Consider the following 23,592-nt stretch of genomic DNA (forward strand, 5'->3'; position numbering starts at 1 on the left):
CCACCACCATGACCGTGCGCGCTCACGGTGGTCAGGCGAAGGGGCGGTCGGGGCCGAAGGCGAGGGGAAGGAAGCGTTCGGCCATGCGGCGGTAGCCGGCGGCGTTGGGATGCAGGCCGTCGGGCAGGTCGGCGAGATCTTCGGCGGCGAAGAGAGCCAGTCCGTCGACGAGGTGCAGGGCCGTGTCGCCGTCGGCGCGGCGCAGGTCGACGTGGTGGTCGAGCAGCTCGCGGATGCGTTGCAGGGTGAGGGCGCCGGTGGCGAGGGTTTCCGGGCGGTTCACGGTGTAGGTCTGCCTGGCCGGGCTGAACAGGGTCGGTCCGGGGCGGGTCTCTGCCGCGGGGCAGATGATCGGCGAGATGATCACGATCGGTGTGTCGGGGTGTCCATCGCGGATGGTGTCGAGGAAACCGTGCAGGGCGGGGACGAAGGCCCGTTCGCGCATGCTGTCGCTGTTGACGATGTTGATGCCCAGTTCCAGGCTGATCGCGGTGGCGGGCAGGTCGCGGATGGTGCGGGCCATGAACGGGTCGAGGTGGCACTGGCCGCCGAGCCCGAGGTTGGTCAATGCTCGTCCGGTGGTCCGGGCGACGATCGCGGGCCACGTCTCGGTGGGCCGGTCGACCTCGGAGCACTGGCTGATCGAGCTGCCGTGGTGCACCCAGAGCGGCCCGGCGGCCGGTGCCGGTTGCAGTGACGCGCCGTCGGGGATGCGCACGTCATGCAGCGTGAGCGATGCGGTGACCGGCAACCAGATCTCGACGCGCCGTGCCCGGGTGGTCGCGCCGAGGCCGAACCGTACGGTGGTCATCGGGGCGGTGTGACGGGCGACGGCTGCGGGATCGAACGAGACGACGATGCGGGTCTCCTGCCCGGCCCGGACCGGATCCTGCGGAACGCCGTCGACGACGAGGTCGAAGGAGCTGCCGGGAAGGTCGCGATCGTCGAAGACGACCCTGGTCAGTTCGGCGTCTAGTTCGATCACGGTGGCGTCGGTGAGCATCTCCAGCCGAACGCCGGAGGGGACCGAGCTGGCGTACTGGAAGGCGTCGTCGCCGAGCCGGGCCCGTCCGGCGGCCGGTGAGCGGTGGACGACGACGCCCCCGGCCGGGCCGGGCACGGTCTCCACCGCGCCGGCGAGCATGCCGAGCGCGGTGGCCAGGACGGATTTCACGAGATCTCCAGGGTGACGGTGGTGGGGTGTTCGGTCAGGGGGCGGATGACGGCGCGTTCGTTCGGGGTGGTGTTGGGCTGGTGCAGGGTGACGGCGAGGCGTCCGTCGCGCAGCCGCAGGATCATGCCGTGCCCGCCGTCGGCGGCCCAGAGCGGCTTTTCCTCTTGGATCCACGGCCCGGTCACCGTGCCGGACGCGGATCGGGCGATGCCCATCGCGTAGCCGGTGTCACCGAAGCTGGACCAGAGCATGATCAGCTGCCCGGAGGTGAGGCGGAACAGGTAGGGCCCGTCGGTGACGTAGGCGTTCGGGGCGTGCGGGACGGGTTGGGCCCAGGCGGCGCCGGATGCCCGGAAGAGCAGGGCAGGCTCCCCGGAGGTCGAGCGCAGGTCCGCGGTGAGGCGCTGGGCCAGGATCGCTCCGTCGTGGATCTGGGTCCACTCGTGGCAGAAGATGATCCACGGGTCACCGGCATCGTCGACGTGCAGGGTGCCGTCGAGACACTGCCACTGGGCGGGGGTGATCGCGCCGGCACTCCACGGGGTGAACGGGCCGGCCGGTTCGTCGGCGGCGAGTACCTGGGTGCCGCGATGTCCGTCGGGTGCGGTGAAGGTGGCGAACATGAACCACCGTCCCTGGTACGCGTGGACCTCTGGAGCCCAGAACATCCCGGTGCTCCAGAAGCCGGACGGTGGCCGGAATGCCTCGAACGGGCCTTCCCAGGTGTGCAGGTCGTGGCTGCGGTAGGTGTCGAAGCCGGTGCCGGGCCCGGTCCAGATGTTGCGGTCGGTGCTGCCGTAGAGCCAGTAGACGCCGTCGTCCTCGAGCAGGAACGGGTCGCGGATCTGGATGTCGGCGAGGGTGTAGTCGTCGCGGAACGGCGGGGTGGCCGCGGCCACGGGCGGGGCGCCGCGGACGAGTCTCCCGCCGTTGGCGGAGCGGACCAGGTCATCCACCACGTCCTGAGTGAGCGAACCGCCGCTGAGCGCGACCACGTCTTCCAGGGGCAGGCTGCGTACCGGGTCCAGCCGTGCCGCGTCGGGCACGATGCGCCGCAGGAGCGGCCCGCCGTGGGGGTCGTCGAGCCAGTCGCCGACCGTGGTACGTCCCGTCAGTTCACTCACTGACAGCTCCTTCCATCGCGAACATGTGGACTCCGGCGCCGGCCGTGCGGTGCGTGCCATCGGGCAGCCGGATCTCGGCGGTGGTGTTGGCGGGAACCGTCACCGTGAGGCCCCCGGTGTCCCAGCGGCTGATGATCGTGCCGTAGAGGGTGGTGCAGGTTGCCTCGGCCCAGGTCAGGGTTCCGCCGGGTACGGGCGCCACGACGAACCGGTTCTCGCCGTCGGCGCGGATGCCGGCGACGGTGTCGAACAGCCATTGGCAGACCGCGCCGGTCGCGTAGTGGTTGCGGCTCTCCCGGCCTTCCCAGTCCTCCCACACGGTGGTGGCGCCGGACTTGACCTGGGCGAGCCAGCTGGGTGCCTTCTCGTTCTCCAGGACCTGGTACGCGACATCCGGCCGGCCCGCCTCGGTGAGCACGGGCAGCAGGAACGGGGTCGACAGGAAGCCGGTGCCGACCCGGTGGTCGCGGTTCTCGACGGCGGTGACCAGCCGCCGCTGTGCCCGGGTGCGGGTGTCGCCGTCGAGCAGTCCGAGCGCGAGGGGGCGGACGAGCTTGGCCTGCCGGTCGGTGTCCAGCTCGGCCAGCCGCCCGTACGCCGTCGTGGCCCGCTCGGCGTAGGACCGGAACAGCGCCGCGTCCTCGGTCTCGCCCAGCTCGCTGGCGATCTCGGTCAGGCAGGTCATCGTGTAGTGCAGGTAGGCGGTGGCGACCTCGGTCTGGCGTACCTTCGATCGTGGTCCGACCGGGTCGCGGAACTCCTCGGGTTCCAGCCATTCGCCCAGGTGCATGCCTTTCTCGCCATAGACGCCGTCGGGGCCGGTGTTGTCGATCATGTAGGTGGCGTAGCCGCGGATGAGGTCGTAGAACTCGCGCAGCAGGCGGGTGTCGCCGTAGCGTTTCCAGAACCGGTAGGGCACCAGCACGGCGGCGTCGCCCCAGCCGGCCGAGCCGCCGGTGCTGTCGTAGAGCATCGGCAGCCCGCTGTAGGGGGCGATCGCCGACGGTTTGCCGCTGCGGTGCCGGCCGTCGCGGACGTCGTGCAGCCATTTGCGGAAGAACGCGGCCACGTCCATGAAGTACGTGGCGGTGTCGAAGAAGACCTGGGCGTCGCCGGTCCAGCCGAGCCGTTCCCGGGTGGGGCAGTCGGTCGGTACGTCGAGGAAGTTGCCCTTCATGCTCCAGCGTGTGCTGGCGACGAGCCGGTTGACGTCCTCGTTCGAGCAGGTGAAGTCGCCGGTCTCGGCCATGTCGGAGTAGACGGCGACGGCCCGGAAGTCGGCGGGGTCGATCGGCAGGTCGGTGTCGACGAGCACGTAACGAAAACCGAAGACCGCGAACGCCGTACGGTAATGATCGGTGCCGCCGCTGCAGATGAGCGTGACTTCCTGTTTCGGGGTGGGTTGAAGTTTGCCGGGGATCCTGTCGGCCTGGCCGGTGATCAGCAGCATCCCGGTGATCCGCCCGATCTGGCGGCGTTCGGGTTTGCGCAGCTGGATATTGGTCTGGGTGAACTCGCCGTCGGTGTCGAGGATCTCGCCGAGGCGTAGCGTGATCGTCTGGCCCGCGGCGCCGTGCACGGTGCAGTCGAGGAAGCCGGCGATGTTCTGCCCGAAGTCGAGCACCCGTCGGCCGCTCGGTGTGGTGATCAGTGTCGGGGTGAACGTCTCCTGGGCTCGCGGTGCGACGTTGTTGGCCGCGACCGGTACGAGCGCCGTGCCGGCCAGGGCCGCGCGGCCGCGGTACGACGGGGTGCGGCGCGCGTCGTAGACTTCGCCGTCCTTGAGGTCGGCGAAGCGGATCGGCCCGTCGTCGCTCCAGCCGAAGTCGTCGCCGCTGCCGATCGTTTCTGCCGTGCCGTCGGCGTACGTGAGTTCCAGCTGGCAGAGTAGGGCGGTGCGTTTGCCGAAGACGTTGGTGACACCGAACGCGCCGACCGATCCGCGGTACCAGCCGTCAGCCAGCTGCACCTCCAGCGTGTTCGCGCCGTCGGCGATCAGGTCGACGACGTCGTAGGTCTGGTAGTGCAGCCGGTGCCGGTAGTCGGTGCTGCCGGGGGCGAGCTCGATGTCCCCGGCCCGCTGCCCGTTGATCGTCGCCTGGTAGATCCCGCAGGCGGTGACGTAGAGCCGGGCTCGCACGATCTCGCGGCGGGCATCGAATTCCCGCCGGAAGCAGTCGACCGGGTAGCGGGTGTTGCGGCGTGGCTCGTAGCCGCCGGTGATCCAGCGGGCCGTCCAGTCGCCGGGTTCGAGCAGCCCCATCTCGAACCAGCTGGAGACCGGGTCGCCGGACACGTCGTTCTCGTCCCAGAGTGTGACCGTCCAGTCGACCCGGTCGCGGCTGGTCAGCGGTACGCCGTCCCACTCGACGTGGGTCATCCGCGCGGATGGCACCTTGCCGCTGTCCCAGAGCGTCACGTCGTCGCGAAGGGCGACGATCCGGTAGGCGGTCTGCGTGGTGCCGCCGTCGCAGTTCCAGTAGAACCGCGGCCGGACGATGTCGATGCCGAGCGGCTCGCTCAGGTATTCGGTGTGTAGCCGGGTCGCCCTCACGGCTGCGCCGCCTTCTCGACCGGGATGAGTACGTCGGCCGCTTCGCAGCCGGGTGCGGTCGCGACCAGCCGGATCTCGCCCGGCCCGGTCGGGCGTACGACCGCAAGCGCTCGTCCCTCGTAGGTGGTGTGCGTGGTCTGGTGGAACTTTTCCGCGGTTGCCGGGTTGGCACCACCGAAACCGAGCAACTCGCCATCGCCCTCGATCGTCACCGTGACCGTCCGGTCGGCCCCGGTGTGCACTGCGCCGTCGTTGTCGGCCAGGGTCAGCGTGACGTACGCGAGATCTCCGCTGCCCGCTGCGACGCTCGGCTGCTCGGGCTGTGCGTACAGACGAATCGGCCCGGTCGCGGTGCGTACCAGGTCGCGGCCGGTCTCCTGCCCATCGCGGTAGGCGATGGCGACCAGGTCACCGGGCTGGTAGGTGACCTCGAACTCGGTACGGAAGCGGTCGAGCGCTCGGCGGCCGGCGGAGTGCCCGTTGATCAGCAGTTCGACCTCGTCGGCGTCGGCGTAGACCTCGACGGTCACGGGCTTGTCCTCGAAGCCGGGCCACGTCCAGGAGGCGATCGCATCCGACCAGACCCAGGGCGTACCGGTGACGGTCCGGTCGTGGTGCTCGGGGCGCCGGACCGCGAGGTAGGGCTGCGAGCGCAGGCCGAAGACGATCTGCCGGTAGTAGGAAGCGGGACGGCGGTGGCCGGTGATGTCGATGTCACCGCAGCCGGCGAGCAGGTAGGGGTAGGGGGCGGTGAACTCCGGCCGTTCATCTGCGCCGAGGTACTGAGGGCGGCCGATGCCGACCTCGCCGAGGTAGTCCCAGCCGGTCCAGGTGAAGTCGCCGATCACGTGGTCGTGCTCGCGGACCAGGGCCCAGTTGCCGTCGATGCGGGTCGGGAAGGTCTCGGTGCCCAGGATGATCCGGTTGGGGAACAGGGTCTTGTCGAGGGCGTAGCGGCTTTCGGAGTAGTTCATGCCGGCCACGTCCAGCAGCGCGTAGGACTGGGCGGTCTTGCCGGTCACCAGTTCGGAGGCGGCGATCGCGTTCATCATGTCGCCCGCGTTGGCCATCGCCGTGTTGATGCCGCCGCCTTCCTCCTGCCGCTCCTGTCGCTGCTGGCGCAGGACGGCGAGGTCGGCCATCACGGCGAGCATGTTGTTGATGCCGTTGGTGACGTACCGGGTGGGATCCAGGGAGCGGACCTTCTCGGCCAGCTTGCGGCCCAGGGCGGCGCCGGCCGGGGTGCCGGTCTCCGAGATCTCGTTGCCGATCGAGTACATGATCACGCTGGGGTGGTTGCGGTCCTTGACGACCATGGCCTCGACGTCGCGTTCCCACCAGTCGGCGAAGTTCAGGTGGTAGTCGAACTCGCTCTTGCCGGAGGTCCACACGTCGAACGACTCGTCGATCATCAGCATGCCGAGGGCGTCGCAGGCGTCCAGCAGGGCTGGTCCGGCGGGGTGATGCGACATGCGGATCGCGTTGAACCCGGCCTCCTTCAGCAGCCGGACCCGGCGCCGTTCGGCGGCCGGGGCCGAGACGGCACCGATGATCCCGTTGTCGTGGTGGATGCAGGCGCCGCGCAGTTTCACGGTCTCACCGTTGATCCGCAGCCCATGGACCGGGTCGAGGCGCAGGGACCGGATCCCGAACGTGACCGTCTCGCGGTCGAGGGCGCCGAGCGTCGCCTCGGCGCGGTAGAGGGCGGGGTTGTCCACGTTCCACAGCCGGGGACCGGGGACGTAGAGCCGCAGGCGGGCGGTCGTGGACTCGCCGGGCAGCACGGTCACCGGAGTGGCTCCGTCGGCCACGACCGCACCGTCGGGGTCGCGGAGCTCGATCGCGAGGTCGTGGGTGGCGATCTCGATCGAGTCGTTGACGACCGTGACGGCGACCTCGACGACGGCCCGTTCGGCGTCCACGTCGGGCGTGCTCACCGCGACGCCGTCGGGGGCGATCCGGACGACGCCTCCGACCAGCATCCAGGTATCACGGTAGATGCCGGCTCCGGTGTACCAGCGGGAGTCCTTGTGAGTACGCGCCTCGACCCGGACCTCGTTGTCCTCGCCGAACTTCAGGAACCGATCGGCGTCGATCAGAAAACGCGAATAGCCGTACGGCCGCTGCCCCGCGTAGGCGCCGTTGAGGAACACGACCGCGTCGCGGTAGACGCCCTCGAACTCCAGGACGATCCGCTTGCCGCGGTCCTGCTCCGGCACCGGGAAGCTCTTGCGGTACTCGACGGCGCCGCCCGGGAAGTAGGCGCCGGCCCCGTCCTCGGCCGTGGACCGGGTTCGGCCGATCATCGCGTCGTGGGGCAGGGTCACCGGCGCGAACGGCACGGCCGGACCGGAGAGCTCCGCGAACGGATTGACCTTGGGCCGGACCTGCCAGCCGTCGTTGAACGAGGTGCGGATCATCGGTGCTCCTGTTGTTTCTGCGACGTCAGCGAACGTGCTGGACGCGGGTGACGATGGTGAGGCCGCCGACGATCGTGAAAGCGGCCGCGATCAGGTAGAGAAGGGTGTAGTTCTTGCCGTCGGCCGCCCCGATCGCCAGGAAAAGTGGGGCGATCAGTGGGGCCACGCCCTGGGCGATCGTGTTCGAGTAGGCGTAGACGCCCATGTAGCGGCCGGCGTCGGTGTCCCGGTCGGGCAGTACGTCCAGGGCGATGGCCTGGTCGACGCTGGCGAAGATGCCGATACCGAGGTTCCCCAGGATCGAGGCCGCGACGATGATCGCGAGGGTGTGCGTGAACGCCATGGTGACCGCACCGGCGGAGAACACAGCGGCGGCGACAAGGACGAAGGCTTTGCGCCGGTGCAACCGGTCGGAGAGCAGGCCGCCGCCCATCGCCCCGGCGATCGCCGCGAGGACGCCGCCCGCACCTATGGTGGCCACCGTGCCGGCGACCTCGGCGACACTGACGTGCAGGCGGTCGGCGAGGAAGTAGGCGGTGAAGGTCGTGTTGAAGGTGAGCCCGAAGAAGAACAGGAACCGGCCCAGCCAGTTCCAGGCGAAGTCGGGCTGGGTCCGCGGGTCGAAGACGTACGTGCGCAGCACGCTGGCCGCGGTCAACGGCTCGCTCAATGGCAGGTCGCGGCTGTCGGGTTCGCGGACCAGGCAGATGAACAGCAGCATCGTGATCACGCCGACCGCGCCGGGCACGAAGAACAGCAGCAGGGCGTTGCCGGACATGCTGCCGGCCAGCACCGCGCCGAGCACGGGGGCGAGCTGCGAGACCATGCCGCCCAGCCCGGAGACCCGGCCGCGCTGGGCCTCCGGCAACTGATCGGCCAGCGAGGCGAGCATCAGGCTGGAGATCGTGCCCCAGCCTGCCTGGGCCAGCACCCAGCCGACGCCGAGGACAAAGATGGACGGCGCCTGCGCGAGCACCAGCAGCGCGATGGTACCCAGCGCGGTACAGACGATGAAGTAGGGGCGGCGGCGGCCCAGCCGCGAGCGGGTGCGGTCGCTGAGCATGCCGGCGATCGGCGCGACCAGGACGGTGGTGATGCCGCCGGCCCCGATGACGTAGCCGAGGTATTCGGTCTGGCCCGGGGCGAGCTGGTCGACCCGGATGGCCAGGGACAGGGCGATCGGGGTGACGTAGGCGAGGTAGACGCCGAACTGCGCGGCGATCAGTAGCCAGATATAGCGGGCGCCCGCCTTGGGCGGATCCAATGTGACGGACATGGTGGACTCGCCTTCATCAGTCGAGGAAGGGGCGTTCGCCGCCGAACCGGACAGGGAGCCAGACGTAGCCGGCGATCGAGGTGTCCGGGTCTGCCAGGGCAGCGTTAGCGCCCGAGTGGGGGACGGTGTGGGGAGCTGGATGAGCCATCGCGCGCACACACAGCGGATGCGGGTGCGGAAAGTGCGTGGAGTAACGGCCGGTGTAGTCGGCGTTCAGGCCGGCGCAGATCAACTCGCTGTGCATGCGCTCGAAGTAGTGGTAAGCCTTGCGGTCGATGGGGTCGACGACCAGGACGGTGGACTCCTGGAACTCCGAACCCATGACTTTGATCCAGCAGATGTACCTGCCGGTGCGTTCGTTGAAGACTATGTCCGGCTGGTCGACCTTCTGGGCCGGAGGCAACGAGTCGTAGAGGTCGTGCGAGGGGTAAAACCGGGTGCCCCAGCGCCGGATGCCGGTGCCGGTGGTGGAAAGCTGCTCGCTCTCTCCGTATCGGTAAAACGTTTCATGTACGCGCAGCACCGAACCGCCGTGAGCCCGGACGCGCTCCCCCCGCATGCCGAGCCACGGGTGGCCCGACGGGAAGCGATCCTGCGCGGCATCGATCATGTCACAACCCTCGACTTGGTTGGCTTACGCGTGTAACTGAAGCGCGTAAGCAAGGTAACATCGAGACGACCCCCAACCGCAAGACATCATTTTGTAACGGCTGCGTAACGCGCTCGCCGACGAGCCGAACGGCTGCCGACGTCCCCGACGAGAGGCCATGACCCCACCAGCCAAACGCACTACCAGCGCTGACGTCGCCCGCGCCGCTGGTGTCTCCCGCGCCACCGTGAGCTACGTCCTCAACGATCGGCCCGGCCAGTCGATCCCTGAGGCCACCCGCCGCCGTATCCTCGACGTCGCCCAGCGGCTTGAATACCGGCCACACGGCACTGCTCGATCCCTGGCCTCCGGGCGCAGCGACATCGTCCTGCTCGCCGTCCCTGACCTGCCCATCGGCGCCAGCATCAGCCGGTTCGTCGAGGAGCTCGCGGCCGCCCTGGCCGAGCACGGTCTGACCTTGGTCACCCATCTCGCCGGTGCGCGGGGACGCCCTCTGCCCGACGTGTGCGCCACCGTGGGTGCCACCGCGGTCATCGGCTTCACCCCGTTCGACCCCGACGCTGTCCGCGCCCTGCAGCGAGCCGGCGCCCAGGTCGTGCTGCCGCCGGCCGCTGACGGCGACGCCGCCATGGTTCCGATCGGCCGCATCCAGGCCGCGCATCTGATCGATCGTGGCCACCAGCGTCTCGGCTATGCCGTACCCGCACACCCTGACTTCGAGCAGATGGCGGCCGAACGCCTACGCGGAGCCACTGACGCCTGCATCGCGGCCGGACTCGCGCCGCCGTTGTCCGCGTCCGTCGGCCTCGACCTGCAGACCGCGGGGCGGGCCGTCACCGACTGGATCGCCGCGGGCGTGACCGGCGTCTGTGCTTTCAACGACGAGACCGCCATGGCCGTGCTCGCCGCTGCCGTGCATCACGGCATACGCGTGCCCGCCGAACTGGCCGTCATCGGCGTCGATGACATCCCGGTCGCCCCGCTGGCCGCCCCGCCACTGACCAGCGTCCGCTTCGACCTGCACGCGGTCGCCCGCCGCCGTGTCGACCTGATCGTCGCCGGGCTGGCCGGCCAGGAGCCCAGCCCCGAATCGCCCGCCATGGCCGCCGTGCAGCTCATCCAGCGGTCCTCCACCTGACACCCGATGGCCTGGCGGCGGATACGACTGTGGCGAACGCGGGCAGCCCTGGCTCTGCTGCCCGCGTCACGTCCCGAGTTAGGCGGTCGGCGAGGGCCCACCACCAGGCAGGCTGAAGGCATCGTCGGCGCCGACCTCCGTGTCGGAGAGGTCGAGGGCGATGGCGAACGATGCCCGGTAGCCGTCGTCGGTGCTGACGGGGTCGAGCAGCATCTGGTCGCCGCCGTTGGCGTAGTGCATGTCGGTCGCGTTGGTGGTGTCGGCGGTGCCGTTGGTCGCGTAGACCCCTTCGGCCAGGTACTGCGTCGTGAAATCCTCGGGAAGGTAGAGCTGCGAGGTGAATTCGTACGCGTTGCCGTCGGTGCCGGTCGTCTGGATCTTGACGTGGATGTGCACCGTGCGGCCGCTGTACCAGCCGGGCAATACCGTGGTGAAGGACGCGAGCCCGTCGCTATCGGTGGCCTGATAGCCCCGCAGGTAGCTCAGGCCGGTGGTGCCTTGCGCGGCCACGTCCGAGTAGACCCCCAGAGCATCGCACTGCCAGATGTCCACCTTCGCGTCCGGCAACGCGACGCAGGTGCCGTCCGTGACCTGGAGAACCGTCAGATCGAGGACGAGCGTGGTGCCGTCCACCTGCTCGCCTGTCGTGGGCTCGGTCCGTAGGTCGGACCGGTCCAGGTTCTCGTCGACGAAGTACGGGCCTTCGGTCATCTCCGGCTTCACCACGCAGTCTGCCGTACCGCCGGTGGCCTCGGCGACGGTGGTGGCCGCCGAGGTGCCGGTCGCGGCGTTCGCCACACCGATGCCGGCGGTGACGATGCCGATGCTCCCGAATCCGAGGACCGCCAGCGCTCCTCGTCGGCTGAGCACCCGGCCGACGGGTTTGTCGTCGTCTTCCACGGTGTTCGTCCTTTCCATGAGGGACAAGTGATCAGGAAAGGCTAGGAACCGGCGTAAAGACGAATATATGAGGAACCTAAGATTTATCTATGTAAATAGATACTGGGTGATTGTCGGTACCCCACCAGCGGATGGCGTCGCCCTTGGGCTGCACGTCCCAGGGTCAGGCGTCGGCTTGATCCACTGGCTGTGGCGGGTTCGCGTACAGGGCGGTCTTGGCGATGGCCGCGTCGATCCCGCCTTTGAGCGCGGTGGCGTTGCCCCAGCCCACGTAGTAGGCCAGCTGGATGACGGCCTCGTTGAGTTGTTCAGGGGTGAGCTCGTCGTTGGCGAGCGCGCCGCGGGCCTGGACCTCGATCAGGTCGGCGCGGCCGAGAGCTGCTGTCGCGCCGAGCACCAGCAGGCGGCGGTCGCGGATGGATAGCAGCGGCCGGCTCCAGACGTTGGCGAACAGCTGTTCCACGGTCTCGGTCAGGAACGGGTCCTTGCTCGGTGGCATCCGGGCGGAGAACCCGGGTCCGTAGACGGCGTCCATCGTGCGCAGCCCGATTTGCCTGCGGTCCGCTGGTTCATCGCTCATGGATGATCACCTTCTTCGCTGGCCGTCGTGATGACGGGATGGTCGGAATCGGGCGTTGCTCGTCACTGCGGACGGGCCGCCGGGTGGTCGGGCGGGTTCTGTACCCACCGGTTGTCCTCGATCAATTCGCGGCTGCGCCATCCGCGGGGCGTGCGTACCACGGTGTGCCGGTAGTAGCCGCCTGCGGCGCTCCAGGTGGCGCTCCACGATGCGCGGAAGGGGTTGTAGAACAGTGCGACGACGCGCGCCTCGTCGCCGCCGGGCTCGAACTCGATCTCGATGTTGGTGATGTGGTGATGGGCGCCATCGACGTGGGTGAAGCTCTGCTCGAGCCATGCGGCGATCGTTTCCCGGTCGCCGGCGGGGCCTCGGCCGCTGCTGTAGTCGAGGTGAGCGTCTTCGGTGAAGACCGTGCGCCAGAGCGCCCAGTCCTTGCAGTCCACGGCACGTGCGTAGCGGAACAGCAATGCCTGGATGTCAGAACGGTCCGACAGCTCCCGTTGGTCCATGCCGGATCACGCTAAACCATTTTGACAGAGTGCGACAGAACTTGTTTCGAGTGCGTGTCAGACCCCGCCGACCACGGTCAGGCCGCGCAACCCCCAGGCAACCGCCTCGCCCGGCGAACCGGGGTCACCTTCGCGCGCCCACCAGCCCAGTGATTCCACGATCGCCGCCTGGATCGCTGTGCCGGCCGCGATCGGACGCAGGCCGTCAGGGGGTTCGCCCAGCCGGCGGGCGACGAAGTGGATGATCTCCTGGCGCCAGCGCAGGAATGCCGAGGTCTGCACTGACTGCAGCTCAGGTGTCATGGCGATCAGGCGCAGTCGCTCACGGTTCGCGTCGTTGTCCGCGCCGGAGAAGACCTCGACCACGGCGGCGCTGATCGCCTCGATGGTAGCCATACCCGGATCGGCCTGAGCGAACCGATCACCGAGAGCGTCGAAGGAGTCGTCGACCTCGTCCCAGACGATGTCCGCCTTGGCCGGGAAGTACCGATGCAGCGTGCGGACGCTGATCCCGATCCCGTCGGCGATCTGCCCCATGGTGACGTTCTCGTACCCACGCGACAGCACGATCCGGATGGCCTGCGCTCGCAGATCTTGCCTTCCCAACAGGGGCGGGCGGCCGCGGCGCATCGTCTGGTCCACCCCCTCACCGTAGTGGCCTTGCCTTTCTCGCGACTTATGTCAGACTGTGCCATAAGTAGGGCACTGGCGATAATGACGAGGTTGAACAGCGAGGCGAGAGCATGGCCGACATCCAGAAATTCGATGTCATCGTGGTGGGCTTCGGTGATGCCGGCGCCGCCGCGGCGATCGAGGCGGCAGACAACGGGGCACGGGTACTGGTCCTCGACCGAAGCTACGGCGGAGGCGCGAGCGCGTTGTCCGGTGGCGTCGTCTACGCCGGTGGCGGCACGCCTCAGCAACTGGCCAACGGATTCCATGACACTCCCGAGAATCTGTACAACTACCTGCAGCAGGAGGCGGGTGATGCCGTCGACGAGGCGACTCTGCGCCGTTTCTGCGAGCAGAGCCCCGGCACCATCACCTGGCTCGAAGAGCAGGGTGCGAGCTTCGCGAGTTCCCTCGCCCCGTACAAGACCTCGTACCCCACCGACCGCCATTACCTGTATTTCTCCGGCAACGAGAAGGCGTACCCGTACAACGAGAAGGCCGTCCCTGCCCCGCGTGGGCACCGTACGGTCGCTACCGGTCTGGCCTCGGGCAAGGTGCTCTGGACCCACCTGCGCGACTCGGCGTTGCGCAAGGGCGTCACCTTCGTCCCGCTGGCCCGGGTCCAGGACCTGGTCATCGAGCACGGCAGAGTCGTCGGCGTGAAGTACCGCGTCCTGCCCGGCGAGAAGGCCAGGAGCAGCGGGCACGAGAAGTACATCAAGCGCAGCGGCAAGCTCGGCAACTGGTCGCCGCCGCTGGGTAAGCGGTTCACCGACAAGGCCGACGCGATCTGGGAGGCCGGCGCCGTCGAGGAGGAGGTCAGGGCCGGTGCGGTGATCCTGGCCGCCGGCGGTTTCATCTACAACCCGGAATGGGTGAGCCGGTACGCCCCGCAGTTCACGAAGATCTCCCCGCTGGGCACGCCTGGCGACGACGGCGCCGGCATCCGGCTCGGCATCGATGCCGGCGGCCGGGCCGACAAGATGGGCAACATCACCGCCTGGCGCTTCCTGGCACCACCGAGCGCCCTGATCGAGGGCATCACCGTCGGCATGGACGGCACCCGCATCGCCAACGAGGACCTGTACGGTGCCACGCACGGTGACGTGCTGATGCGCAAGTTCGCCGGTGAGGGCTGGGCCATCTACGACTCGGCGATCTGGAAGAAGGCCCGCAAGCAGACACGCTCGCAGACCCAGATCTTCCAACGACTGCAGTTGATCTACACGTTCACTGCCGGGCACAAGAAGGCGGCAAGCCTGGAGGAACTCGCCCAGAAGACCGGAATCGAAGCTCGTGGCCTGCAGGCCACCGTGGCCGCCTACAACACCGGAATCTCCCGTGGAGACGGCGATCCGGCGCACAAGGCCGCCGAGTACTGCACGCCGCTGCTCAAGCCGCCGTTCTACGCACTGAACATCTCGGCGGAGAACGCGGCGTTCTACCCGCTGCCCGGCCTGACGCTCGGTGGCCTGACCGTCGACGGTGAAAGCGGCCTGGTGGTCCACCGCGACGGCGGCACGATCCCCGGCCTGTACGCGGTCGGACGCAACGCCGTCGGCGTGTGCTCCAACAGCTACATCAGCGGCCTGTCGCTGGCCGACTGCATCTTCTCCGGTCGCCGGGCCGGGGCGCATGCCGCGCTCACGGCACATGATGACGCGGCCTGACAGCGAGCTTGCGGATCAAATATTTGTTTCTATCGGAGGGGTGACATGAGCCAACCGCAGGCAACGGAATTCGACGCGGTCGTCCTCGGCGCGGGAAGTGGCGGCTACGCTACGGCGTTGCGCGCCGCGCAGCTCGGTATGAGCGTCGCGCTCATCGAGCGTGACAAGATCGGCGGAACCTGCCTGCATGCGGGTTGCATCCCGACCAAGGCGCTGCTGCACGTGGCGGAGGCCGCGGAGAGCGTCCGGCACAGCGCATCGCTCGGCCTGCGCGCCACGGTCGACGGCGTCGATGCGGCAGGCGTACGGAAGTTCACGGACGGCGTCGTGACCAGGTTGTACCGCGGGCTGCAGGGCCTGGTGGCCGCTGCGCCCGGCATCGTCTCCGTCGTCGGCGCCGGCCGCCTGTCCGACAGCCACACCGTGACGGTCGACGGCATCCACTACATCGGTCGGCACCTGGTGCTGGCTACCGGATCGGCTCCGCGTACCCTCCCCGGCGTCCGGCTCGGCGGCCGGATCCTCAGCAGCACCGAGGCTTTGCAGCTTCCGGAGATCCCGTCCCGAGTGGTCATCATCGGCGGAAGCGTCATCGGCGTCGAGTTCGCGAGTGCCTGGCGGTCGTTGGGTAGCGAGGTGACCATCGTCGAAGCCCTGCCCAGCCTGGTCCCGCAGGAGGATCCCGCCCTTTCCAGGCAGCTGGAGCGCGCTTTCCGTCGCCGCAAGATCGGTGTGCGTACCGGTGCACGGGTGGCCGAGGTCGAACAACGCGACGACGACGCCACTGTGGTGCTCGCCGACGGCGAGAAACTCGACGCCGACTACGTGCTGGTAGCGGTCGGCCGTGCACCGGTGACCGGCGATCTCGGCCTGGAAGCGGTCGGCATCAAGACCGAGCAAGGCTTCGTCCGTACCGACGAGCGGTTGCGCACCACGGTCCCGCACGCGTACGCCGTCGGTGATCTGGTCCGTGGTCTGCAACTCGCGCACCGTGGTTTCGCCCACGGGACGTTCGTCGCCGAGCAGATCGCGGGACTGAACCCCGCTCCGGTGACCGATGCGCTCATCCCACGGGTTACTTACTGCGAGCCCGAGCTGGCCAGTGTCGGACTGACCGAATCTCAGGCACGCGAACGTTATGGAGACGGGGTGCGGACATACGAGTACAATCTAGGTGGAAACGGCCGTAGCCAGATTCGGGGTACCACGGGCCTGGTGAAACTGGTCCAAGAGCCGGGCGGGGCGGTCGCCGGGGTGCACATGATCGGCTCGCGTATCGGCGAGCAGGTCGGTGAGGCGAGCCTGTGGGTCAACCTCGGCCTGCACCCCGACCAGGTCGCCGGGATCGTCCACGCCCATCCGACGCAGAACGAGGCCCTCGGCGAGGCCGCTCTCGTACTCGCCGGCAAGCCCCTCCACGCGCACGCATGACGGCGCCCGACGGCCGCAAGCTGCTACGCCTGGAGGTCCGCAACGCCGAGACCCCGGTCGAGAGGAAACCGCCCTGGATCCGGGCTCGTGCCGCGCCGGGCCCGCAGTACACCCAGTTGCAGGCGCTGGTCAGCGCCGGAGGACTGCACACGGTGTGCCAGGAGGCCGGTTGCCCCAATATCTTCGAGTGCTGGGAGGACCGGGAAGCGACCTTTCTCATCGGCGGCGACCGGTGCACCCGTCGTTGCGACTTCTGCCAGATCGACACCGGTAGGCCCGCGGCCCCCGATCCCGACGAACCACACCGGGTGGCCGAGTCCGTGCAGGCGATGGGACTCGCGTACGCGACAGTCACCGGGGTCGCCCGCGACGACCTGGTCGACGGCGGCGCCTGGCTCTATGCCGAGACGGTGCGGGCGATCCACGAACTCATCCCCGGAACCGGCGTGGAGATCCTCGTGCCCGATTTCAACGGCCGCCCGGACCTGCTGCGCTGGGTTTTTCAGGCGCGGCCCGAGGTCTTCGCGCACAACCTCGAAACCGTGCCGCGAATCTTCCGCAGGATACGGCCCGCGTTCCGGTACGAACGTTCGCTCGACGTGCTGACCCGGGCGCGCGAGTTCGGGCTGGTCGTCAAGTCCAACCTCATCCTCGGCATGGGCGAGACCGCCGAGGAGATCGACGAGACGATGCGGGACCTGCACGCAGCCGGCTGCGAGCTGCTGACCATCACCCAATACCTGAGGCCCTCGGCCCGTCACCACCCAGTGGAGCGCTGGGTCCAGCCCGACGAGTTCGTGCGACTGCGCGAACGGGCCGAACAGATCGGCTTCGTCGGCGTCCTGGCCGGTCCTCTGGTGCGCTCGTCGTACCGAGCCGGACGGCTCTATCGTGCCGCTGTTGCCGCGCGCCAGCCCGGCGACAACCCGGCGGATCGGATCGGCTGCGCCTGACTGCCCTACCGGTAGGCTTGCTCCCGCGATCAACAGCCAGCAGACGGCCGATGTTCGTGAGTAGGGCATCACGGGGCCTGGCCAGGCAACGGACGCGAGCGAATACTTGCTCCATCACCGGGCCGGGGGAATGAGGGAGTCGGGGCGAGGATGACAGCCGAGCGCGTCACCACGACGTCGAGTGCGGCAGCAAGCCGCCGCGGGGATGAGATCCGGCAGGCGGCCGGGGCGCTCTTCCTCGCCAAGGGCTACGCCGCCACGACCATGAACGACATCGCCGCGGCAGTCGGCATCCTGCCCGGCAGCCTCTACCACCACTTCAAGTCCAAGGAAGCGGTAGCAGCCGAGATCCTGGAAGCCTTCAACGCCGAGCTGCAGGAACTCGCGTCACGTCTGCGCCGATCCGGTCACCGTGATCTACCCGCCGAGCAGCGGTTACGTGAGCTGACCCGCGAGATCGTGCTGCTCGGCCAGCATCACGCCGCTGCGGTCCGGTTGCGTATCTTCGAACCGCCGAGTTCGGCCGGCGAGCGGTTCCACTCAGCGGTAAAGTTCTATCCCGCGAGCCTCGTCCGGCTATGGAACGCCGCCGCCAACGACCTGAGCGCCGCCATCTCCGGCTCACGCCTGGACCCGCCGATGCTGACCCGCGCCTTGCAGACACTGGCCTCAACCATGGCGGCGAGCCTGCCGGCTTCGGCCAGCCCGCAGGACTCCGCAGCCGTCATCTGCGACGCTCTGCTCTACGGCATTGCCGTGGACTGCCCCCCGGATCTCGATCTGGATACCTCGCGCCCGATGGCCGCAGCCAAGGAGGCCGTCGCACGATGGCACGAGCCTTTGGTCGAAGACGAGCTCAAGGCGCAGATCATCGCCGCCGCCCGCGCCGAATTCGCCCGGCGCGGCTACGACGCAACGACCATCCGTGACATCGCCGAAGCGTCAGGGGTGCGCATGGGCACGATCTACCGACGGGTGAACTCCATGGAGGAGATCCTCGAAGAGATCACGATCAACTATGCCGCGCATCTCGACGACGCGATCAGGGCGGTCCTGACCGCGGAACCCGAGGCTGCGGCGGCGACTCTCGACGCGGTGAGCTACGTGGTCGTCCAGGCCCACCGTCATTTCCCGGACGAGACCCGGATGATGAGCCTGAGCTGGAGCAGACCCCAGCAGAAGCAGCCCGCCGTCCAGGTCAGCTACCGCGAACAGGTAACCGATCGAATGACGCTGCTCACCGGTGTGCTGGCCGATGGGGAGCGCGGCGGTGATCTGCGTCTGCCCGCCAGCCCTGAGGCGTTCGCCCCCCGGCTACGCAGCATCCTCTGGACCCGCTTCGCCGCGCGCGAGAACGGCCGATACAGCAAGGTCCAGCCCTTCATGCGTAACCACCTGCTGCGCGGCGTCCTGCCGCGTTCGTAGCCAGCGCGATCGTCGCTGACTGGTTTCGACATGGGCAATCTCGTGCTTGAGATCCTTCGTCATTGGTTGTCTGGAGGAAGTTAGGGCGCGCGGATCGGTGAAACGTTCACAACGTCTTAGATTCGTCTATGAATCGGTTACCGGTTCGGCGGTGCGGCAGCGGATCGATCAGCCTTTGACGGCGCCGACGAGGACACCCTTGATGAAGTGACGCTGGATGAAGGGGTAGACAGCGACGATGGGGAGGACGGTGAGGATGACGACGGCCATTTTGACGGCCTCGGTGGGTGGCATGGTGTTGCCGACCGCGCCGCCGGAGGTGATCGGGGCTTGGCCGGCGAGCAGGTAGCTCTGCAGCACCCGCTGGATGGGGTAGAGGTCGTTGCTGTCGATGAATAGCAGGGCGTCGAACCAGACGTTCCAGTAGCCGACCGCGTAGAACAGGCCGATCACCGCAACTACGGCCTTTGACAGCGGTAGCACGATGCGGGTCAGGATCCGCAGTTCGCCGGCGCCGTCGATGCGGGCGCTGTCCAGCAGTTCCTGGGGTACGCCCTGGAAGAAGCCCCGCAGGACGACGAGGTTGAAGATGCTCAGCGCGCTCGGCAGGATCAGTGCCCAGATGCTGTTCTTGAGCCCGATCCCGGTCACCACCAGGTATTTCGGAACCAGCGGCGGGTAGATCAGGAAGGGCAGCAGGAAGTAGGCCAGCAGCCAGCGGTTGCCGAGCGAGTGCGATCGGGACAGGCCGTACGCGGTGAGTACGGTGACGGTCAGGGAGATCGCGGTGCCGGCGACCGTGATCAGCATGCTGATCCACAGTGCCTGGGTGACGGCGCCGCCGGAGAAGATCGTCTGGTAGGCCGACCAGTCGAGGCCTTTGGGGATGACTACGAATCCGCCGGCCTCGGCGATGCGCCGGCGCGAGGACAGGCTGGTCACGAGGATCGCCCACAGCGGGAACAGCACGCCGAGCACCAGCAGGGTGAGCACGACGGTCTTGAACGTCTGCCCGATGGGGGTGGGCTTCTCCGCCCAGGCCGGGCGGCGGGTTGCGGTCATGACTTCGCGTAGATTCCTCGTTCGCCGAGCAGGTGCGCCACCTTGTTCGCGGCCAGGATCAGGACGAGCCCCACCGCGGCTTTGAACAGGCCGGCTGCCGCGCCGTACCCGTAGTTGCCGGTCGCGATGGAGTAGTAGTAGGTGAAGGTGTCGAGCACTTCCGACGCCTGTCGGCCGACGGCGTCGCGCTGGAGGATGAACTGCTCGAAGCCGACCGACAGGGCGTCTCCCAGGCGCAGGATCAGCAGCAGCGCGATCACCGGCCGCAGGCCGGGCAGGGTGATGTGCCAGAGCCGCCGCCCGCGGCCGGCGCCGTCGACCGCGGCGGCCTCGTAGAGGTTGGGGTCGATGGCGGACAGCGCGGCGAGAAAGACGATGGTGCCCCAGCCGATGTCCTTCCAGACGGCTTCCGCGGTGACCAGGACGATGAACGTCTGTGGGTTGGACATGATGTTCCACGGCTGCAGGCCGGCCTCGCGGAAGGTCTGGGCCAGCAGGCCGGCGCCGCCGAGCATCTGCACGAAGAAGGTGATCACCAGCACCCAGCTGAAGAAGTGCGGCAGGTAGACGACGGTCTGGACGAATCCGCGGATCCGGCTGGAGAGCAGGTTGTGCAGCATGATCGCCAGCAGGATCGGCAGGGGGAAGAAGAAGACCAGCTGGAAGGCGGTGATGGTGAGCGTGTTGCGCAGCGCTTCCCAGAAGGCGGGGTCCTCGAAGAGCAGCTGGAACTGGCCGAAGCCGATCCATTCGCTGCGCAGGAACGCCTCGAGCGGGTTGCCTCCGGCGTACGGGTTGTAGTCCTGGAACGCGATGACGTTTCCGGCGATCGGCACGTAGCTGAAGACGAGCAGGAGCAGGAATCCGGGCACGACCATCGCGAGCAGTTGCCAGTCGCGGCGCAGCCGCGCGCGCAGGGGTACCCGGTTCATCGGCCTGCCTCGGACAACGCCTTGGCCATCAGCGTGCGGGCCTCCTCACCGCCGTTGTCCTTCCATTCCTTGATCAGGGCGTCGAGGTCGGACAGCGGGCGGCGTCCGCGCAGCAGGTCGGTGATCTTCTCCTCGGCGGGCACACGGTAGGCGGCGAAGCGGGCCGGCATCTCCAGCTTCACTCCGTCCCACGGGTCCCTCTCCAGGAACTTCACCATGGCGTTGGAGTAGCCGAGTGCGTCTTGGACGTAGTGCGGGGTCTCCGGGAACGGGCCGACCGTGGGGTTGCGGCCGCTGATGAAGAAGTACTGGTTGGCGATCTCCTTGAAGGCCAGGTCGGTCTTGACCGGCCCGTCCGGTGTCGCGGTGTGATGTTTGCCGGCGACGCCGTAGTCGCGCAGCTGCGCCTCCTGGGTGCCGAGCGGGGCGGAGCACCAGTTGACGATCCGCAGCAGTTCCTCGACGCGTTCCTTCGGCAGGCCGTTCTTGATGAAGGTGTAGGAGATCGCGTCGCTGCCGCCCCAGACCAGCGGGTCGCCTCCGTCGGCCGCGAAGATCGGCACCGGCTGGATGTCCAGGCTTTTGTTGATCTTCTGGTTCTCGGCCTGGGCGCCCTGCCAGTAGCCGAACCCGGTCTGGGAGAAGAGGATGGCGCCGTTCTGGGCGAACAACTTGTTCTGGTCGGCGCCTTTGCTCGCGACGAGGTCCGGGTGGACCAGGCCGTCGGAGTAGATCTTCGCCATCACCTCGACGGCCTGCCGGTACTCCGGGGTCTCGTACTTGAATTCCGGGGTCCTGTCGGCCCGCAGGCGCCAGCCGCCCTTGGACGCGGGTACCCGGAAGTACATCTGGATCATCTGGAACACGTCGCTGAACGCCCACACGTTCCTGGTCGGCTCGGTGATCTGTTTCGCCATGGCGAGCAGTTCGTCGAGGCTCTTCGGGATGCTCAGGCCACGCTGGTCCAGCAGGTCCTTGCGGGTGTAGAGCGCGTAGGGGAACGGGGTGTCGGTGGGGTTGGGCACGGCGTACAGGCGCTGGTTCCAGACCGCGTTGCGCCACGCCCCGGACGGGAACGCGGCGAGCATCGGATAGGCGGCCGCGGCGTCGCCCTTGAGGTGGTCGGTGAGGTCGGTGAACAACACCTTGACCGCGTCTGCGAACCGCGGGATCTTCTCGACCTCCCAGCCCGGCACGCACAGCAGCTCGGGCACGTCCCGGGCGCCGAACATCGCGTTGAGCTTGTCGGCGTAGGTGTTGCCGTCCTGGACGGTGAAGGCAACCGGGGTGCCGAGTTCGGCGTTGACCGCCTGCAGGTAGGCGCTCTTGTCGAGGCCGGGTGGCGCCGGACCCCAGACCGGGGTCATCGCGCTGATCTTTTTGCCGCTGGTCCCGGGCTTGGCGGTGATCGCATCCACCAGCGAGGCGGGATATCTGGTGAACCCGTCCGGTACCGGACGGGTGCCGATGACGTCCGGCTTGACGGCGATGGTCAGGTCCTTCTGCGCCGGCAGGACGCCGGTGATGCTGTCGAGATTCTGAGCGGTGCCGTTGCTGGCCGGCCTGTCGCTGCAACCGGTCAGCAGCGGTCCGGCGGCAATCGCCGCCGCGCCGACACCGAGAAGCTCCAGAAAGTTGCGCCGCGACGTAGTCATGCGTCTCCCATCGAGAAGGCCGCGAGTGTTGCGCATTAGAAACTTTCTATATTTCAGACCGAAACATAACATGGATGTTCATCGACAACCATGCTCGGCATCGAGAAGATATCGGCAGGTCGTCGCGGTCTCCTTCGACGCCTGTTCTAGAGAAAGGTTTCTGCCATGGGCGAGAACGTCCGCGGCATGCCCGCCGTCCGGATCTACTTCTCCGGACGGCGGATCAAGGAGTGCATCCCGTCGGTCGCGATCGCCAAAGACGCTGCGGTTTTGGCTGGCCCGGCGGCACCGTCACGCTACGGGCAAGGACGAGCGACCCCGACGGGGACTCGGCGGCGGTGCGGTGGTGGTGTTACCGGGAGGAGGGTACCTATCCAGGCGAGGTGACCATCACCGGCCGTGAGGTGGCATCGGCGGCCGCGCTGGCCGCCGCGCGGCCCGGCCAGACCATTTCCGTCATTCTCGAGGGCACTGACGACGGGCCGTTCCCGCTGACCCGCTACGCGCGCACGATGATCCGCGTCCTTTACCGAGGAGCTGCCGTGCTGTGCCGGATTGTCAGCGAAGTGGCGAGTTCGACACCGATCTGTGCGGGCCGTTCGCCGCGGCTGAGGGCGAGGGCCATCTCCGTGGCGGCTATCGCCATTTCAGACAACGGCTGGTGGACGGTGGTGAGCGGCGGGTCCATCAGCGCGGTGATGGGCAGGTCGTCGAAACCGACCACGCTGAGGTCGCCGGGAATATTCAGGCCCCGATCGCGGGCGGCCTGATAGACACCGAGCGCCTGCAGGTCGTTGCTGGTGAACACGGCCGTCGGCCTATCGCTGCCGGCCAGCAGCGCACAAGCGGCCTGAAGACCGCCGGCCTGAGTCAGGTCGGCCTTCGCGACCTGGACGGGCAGGCCGGCCGCCTCCATCGCGGAGCGGTAACCGTCGAACCGGGCGCGGCAGCACAGGATCCGCTCGGGGCCGACGATCATCGCGATGCGTCGGTGGCCGAGCTGGATCAGGTGGCGGACGGCGGCCCGGCCGCCGGACCAGTTCGTGGCACCGACGTAGGGCGCGTCGTCGGCCAGTTCCTGGGTGGGGTCGAACACCACGAAGGGGATCCGCTGCGCCCGTAGCTGGTCACGTTGCTCCTGCGACAGCTGGGCGACGGTGACGACGCAGGCGGGACGCCGGGCGAGCGTGTCGTCGATCCAGTAACGCAGAGTGCTACCGTCGGGCCCGAACTCGGACAGCAGCACACCGAGATGATGTTTGCGGGCGGTCTGCTGGACGCCGCGGATGATCTCGACGCCCCACATGCTCTCGATCTCGTCGAAGACGAGTTCGAGCAGGTTGCTACGCGACGGCGGGCTGGACTTGCGATAACCGGACGCCTCGATCAGCGCCTCGACCCGAGCCCGGGTCTCCGCCGCCACCCCCGACCGCCCGTTGATCACCTTGGACACGGTCGGTACCGAGACACCCGCGGTCTGGGCGATGAACGAGATGGTCACCGGCCG

At 68.1% G+C, this 23,592-nt stretch carries 19 protein-coding genes and 1 pseudogene; 6 read left to right on the forward strand and 14 right to left on the reverse strand.

From position 1 onward, the window contains the following. Positions 1-31: 31 nt before the first annotated feature. The 6 genes from AB0M08_RS33540 to AB0M08_RS33565 are packed head-to-tail and all read right to left on the reverse strand — an operon-like array spanning position 32 to position 9,158. The gene (locus AB0M08_RS33540; RefSeq protein ID WP_364502174.1) at positions 32-1,174 is read right to left on the reverse strand and encodes an SGNH/GDSL hydrolase family protein; all 1,143 of its coding nucleotides are present in this window, start codon (positions 1,172-1,174) and stop codon (positions 32-34) included. Continuing rightward, positions 1,171-2,298: a glycoside hydrolase family 43 protein gene (locus tag AB0M08_RS33545; protein ID WP_364502177.1), complete on the reverse strand. Its 1,128-nt coding sequence runs from the start codon at positions 2,296-2,298 to the stop codon at positions 1,171-1,173. Before AB0M08_RS33545 ends, AB0M08_RS33540 begins: the two co-directional genes overlap by 4 nt. Next, entirely contained in the window at positions 2,291-4,852 is a 2,562-nt protein-coding gene (locus tag AB0M08_RS33550) for a family 78 glycoside hydrolase catalytic domain (RefSeq protein WP_364502180.1), read from the reverse strand. The genes AB0M08_RS33545 and AB0M08_RS33550 overlap by 8 nt, the downstream gene beginning before the upstream one ends. Then, complete coding sequence (locus tag AB0M08_RS33555; protein WP_364502183.1) at positions 4,849-7,272, reverse strand: glycoside hydrolase family 2 TIM barrel-domain containing protein; 2,424 nt, start codon at positions 7,270-7,272, stop codon at positions 4,849-4,851. The genes AB0M08_RS33550 and AB0M08_RS33555 overlap by 4 nt, the downstream gene beginning before the upstream one ends. A gap of 25 nt (positions 7,273-7,297) precedes the next feature. After that, positions 7,298-8,548, reverse strand: coding sequence for an MFS transporter (locus AB0M08_RS33560; protein WP_364502186.1), 1,251 nt, complete (start codon positions 8,546-8,548; stop codon positions 7,298-7,300). Between the two features lie 16 nt (positions 8,549-8,564). Further along, positions 8,565-9,158, reverse strand: a complete 594-nt coding sequence (locus AB0M08_RS33565) for a hypothetical protein (protein ID WP_364502188.1) — start codon at positions 9,156-9,158, stop codon at positions 8,565-8,567. 157 nt (positions 9,159-9,315) lie between these two features. Here AB0M08_RS33565 and AB0M08_RS33570 point away from each other — a divergent pair, with 157 nt between their 5' ends. Next, positions 9,316-10,296 (forward strand): LacI family DNA-binding transcriptional regulator, encoded by a 981-nt coding sequence (locus AB0M08_RS33570; RefSeq protein WP_364502191.1) that lies wholly within the window; start codon positions 9,316-9,318, stop codon positions 10,294-10,296. 78 nt (positions 10,297-10,374) lie between these two features. On the opposite strand, the gene AB0M08_RS33575 is transcribed toward AB0M08_RS33570, so the two are convergent. The 4 genes from AB0M08_RS33575 to AB0M08_RS33590 all read right to left on the reverse strand — a co-directional run bounded on the left by AB0M08_RS33575 (position 10,375) and on the right by AB0M08_RS33590 (position 12,927). Further along, the gene (locus AB0M08_RS33575; protein ID WP_364502194.1) at positions 10,375-11,196 is read right to left on the reverse strand and encodes a hypothetical protein; all 822 of its coding nucleotides are present in this window, start codon (positions 11,194-11,196) and stop codon (positions 10,375-10,377) included. Between the two features lie 163 nt (positions 11,197-11,359). After that, positions 11,360-11,776, reverse strand: a complete 417-nt coding sequence (locus AB0M08_RS33580; protein ID WP_364502196.1) for a carboxymuconolactone decarboxylase family protein — start codon at positions 11,774-11,776, stop codon at positions 11,360-11,362. A gap of 62 nt (positions 11,777-11,838) precedes the next feature. Then, the gene (locus AB0M08_RS33585; protein WP_364502199.1) at positions 11,839-12,285 is read right to left on the reverse strand and encodes a nuclear transport factor 2 family protein; all 447 of its coding nucleotides are present in this window, start codon (positions 12,283-12,285) and stop codon (positions 11,839-11,841) included. Between the two features lie 57 nt (positions 12,286-12,342). After that, positions 12,343-12,927, reverse strand: a complete 585-nt coding sequence (locus tag AB0M08_RS33590; RefSeq protein ID WP_364502202.1) for a TetR family transcriptional regulator — start codon at positions 12,925-12,927, stop codon at positions 12,343-12,345. Between the two features lie 101 nt (positions 12,928-13,028). On the opposite strand from AB0M08_RS33590, the gene AB0M08_RS33595 reads away from it, so the two are divergent. From AB0M08_RS33595 to AB0M08_RS33610, 4 genes are all read left to right on the forward strand, one after another. Next, positions 13,029-14,627, forward strand: coding sequence for an FAD-binding protein (locus AB0M08_RS33595; protein WP_364502204.1), 1,599 nt, complete (start codon positions 13,029-13,031; stop codon positions 14,625-14,627). Between the two features lie 45 nt (positions 14,628-14,672). Next, positions 14,673-16,058: a dihydrolipoyl dehydrogenase gene (lpdA, locus tag AB0M08_RS33600; protein WP_364502207.1), complete on the forward strand. Its 1,386-nt coding sequence runs from the start codon at positions 14,673-14,675 to the stop codon at positions 16,056-16,058. Further along, positions 16,055-17,011, forward strand: a complete 957-nt coding sequence (gene lipA, locus AB0M08_RS33605) for a lipoyl synthase (RefSeq protein ID WP_364502210.1) — start codon at positions 16,055-16,057, stop codon at positions 17,009-17,011. The genes lpdA and lipA overlap by 4 nt, the downstream gene beginning before the upstream one ends. Positions 17,012-17,161: 150 nt before the next feature. Then, entirely contained in the window at positions 17,162-18,436 is a 1,275-nt protein-coding gene (locus tag AB0M08_RS33610; RefSeq protein WP_364502212.1) for a helix-turn-helix domain-containing protein, read from the forward strand. 168 nt (positions 18,437-18,604) lie between these two features. Here AB0M08_RS33610 and AB0M08_RS33615 read toward each other — a convergent pair whose 3' ends face one another. Genes AB0M08_RS33615 through AB0M08_RS33625 form a run of 3 tightly spaced genes read right to left on the reverse strand, consistent with a single transcriptional unit; the run spans position 18,605 to position 22,085 of the window. Continuing rightward, on the reverse strand, positions 18,605-19,498 hold the full coding sequence (locus AB0M08_RS33615; RefSeq protein WP_364502214.1) for a carbohydrate ABC transporter permease: 894 nt from the start codon (positions 19,496-19,498) through the stop codon (positions 18,605-18,607). Then, positions 19,495-20,430, reverse strand: a complete 936-nt coding sequence (locus tag AB0M08_RS33620) for an ABC transporter permease subunit (RefSeq protein ID WP_364502217.1) — start codon at positions 20,428-20,430, stop codon at positions 19,495-19,497. The genes AB0M08_RS33615 and AB0M08_RS33620 overlap by 4 nt, the downstream gene beginning before the upstream one ends. Then, positions 20,427-22,085: an extracellular solute-binding protein gene (locus AB0M08_RS33625; protein WP_364502220.1), complete on the reverse strand. Its 1,659-nt coding sequence runs from the start codon at positions 22,083-22,085 to the stop codon at positions 20,427-20,429. Before AB0M08_RS33625 ends, AB0M08_RS33620 begins: the two co-directional genes overlap by 4 nt. 74 nt (positions 22,086-22,159) lie before the next feature. Between AB0M08_RS33625 and AB0M08_RS33630 the strand changes: the two are divergent. Further along, positions 22,160-22,597: pseudogene (locus AB0M08_RS33630) on the forward strand (hypothetical protein); the annotation flags it as partial. 14 nt (positions 22,598-22,611) lie between these two features. Here the strand turns inward: AB0M08_RS33630 and AB0M08_RS33635 are convergent. Then, positions 22,612-23,586 (reverse strand): LacI family DNA-binding transcriptional regulator, encoded by a 975-nt coding sequence (locus AB0M08_RS33635; protein ID WP_364502248.1) that lies wholly within the window; start codon positions 23,584-23,586, stop codon positions 22,612-22,614. Between the last annotated feature and the right edge of the window lie 6 nt (positions 23,587-23,592).

Source organism: Actinoplanes sp. NPDC051851 (assembly GCF_040681165.1).
Lineage (GTDB): Bacteria > Actinomycetota > Actinomycetes > Mycobacteriales > Micromonosporaceae > Actinoplanes.

Excerpts from the sequence above, each read along its gene's own strand:
- AB0M08_RS33555 (WP_364502183.1), bottom strand. The coding sequence starts at position 7,272 with ATGATCCGCACCTCGTTCAACGACGGCTGGCAGGTCCGGCCCAAGGTC.
- AB0M08_RS33560 (WP_364502186.1), bottom strand. The coding sequence starts at position 8,548 with ATGTCCGTCACATTGGATCCGCCCAAGGCGGGCGCCCGCTATATCTGG.
- AB0M08_RS33565 (WP_364502188.1), bottom strand. The coding sequence starts at position 9,158 with ATGATCGATGCCGCGCAGGATCGCTTCCCGTCGGGCCACCCGTGGCTC.
- AB0M08_RS33570 (WP_364502191.1), top strand. The coding sequence starts at position 9,316 with ATGACCCCACCAGCCAAACGCACTACCAGCGCTGACGTCGCCCGCGCC.
- AB0M08_RS33580 (WP_364502196.1), bottom strand. The coding sequence starts at position 11,776 with ATGAGCGATGAACCAGCGGACCGCAGGCAAATCGGGCTGCGCACGATG.
- AB0M08_RS33585 (WP_364502199.1), bottom strand. The coding sequence starts at position 12,285 with ATGGACCAACGGGAGCTGTCGGACCGTTCTGACATCCAGGCATTGCTG.
- AB0M08_RS33595 (WP_364502204.1), top strand. The coding sequence starts at position 13,029 with ATGGCCGACATCCAGAAATTCGATGTCATCGTGGTGGGCTTCGGTGAT.
- lpdA (WP_364502207.1), top strand. The coding sequence starts at position 14,673 with ATGAGCCAACCGCAGGCAACGGAATTCGACGCGGTCGTCCTCGGCGCG.
- lipA (WP_364502210.1), top strand. The coding sequence starts at position 16,055 with ATGACGGCGCCCGACGGCCGCAAGCTGCTACGCCTGGAGGTCCGCAAC.
- AB0M08_RS33610 (WP_364502212.1), top strand. The coding sequence starts at position 17,162 with ATGACAGCCGAGCGCGTCACCACGACGTCGAGTGCGGCAGCAAGCCGC.
- AB0M08_RS33615 (WP_364502214.1), bottom strand. The coding sequence starts at position 19,498 with ATGACCGCAACCCGCCGCCCGGCCTGGGCGGAGAAGCCCACCCCCATC.
- AB0M08_RS33620 (WP_364502217.1), bottom strand. The coding sequence starts at position 20,430 with ATGAACCGGGTACCCCTGCGCGCGCGGCTGCGCCGCGACTGGCAACTG.
- AB0M08_RS33625 (WP_364502220.1), bottom strand. The coding sequence starts at position 22,085 with ATGACTACGTCGCGGCGCAACTTTCTGGAGCTTCTCGGTGTCGGCGCG.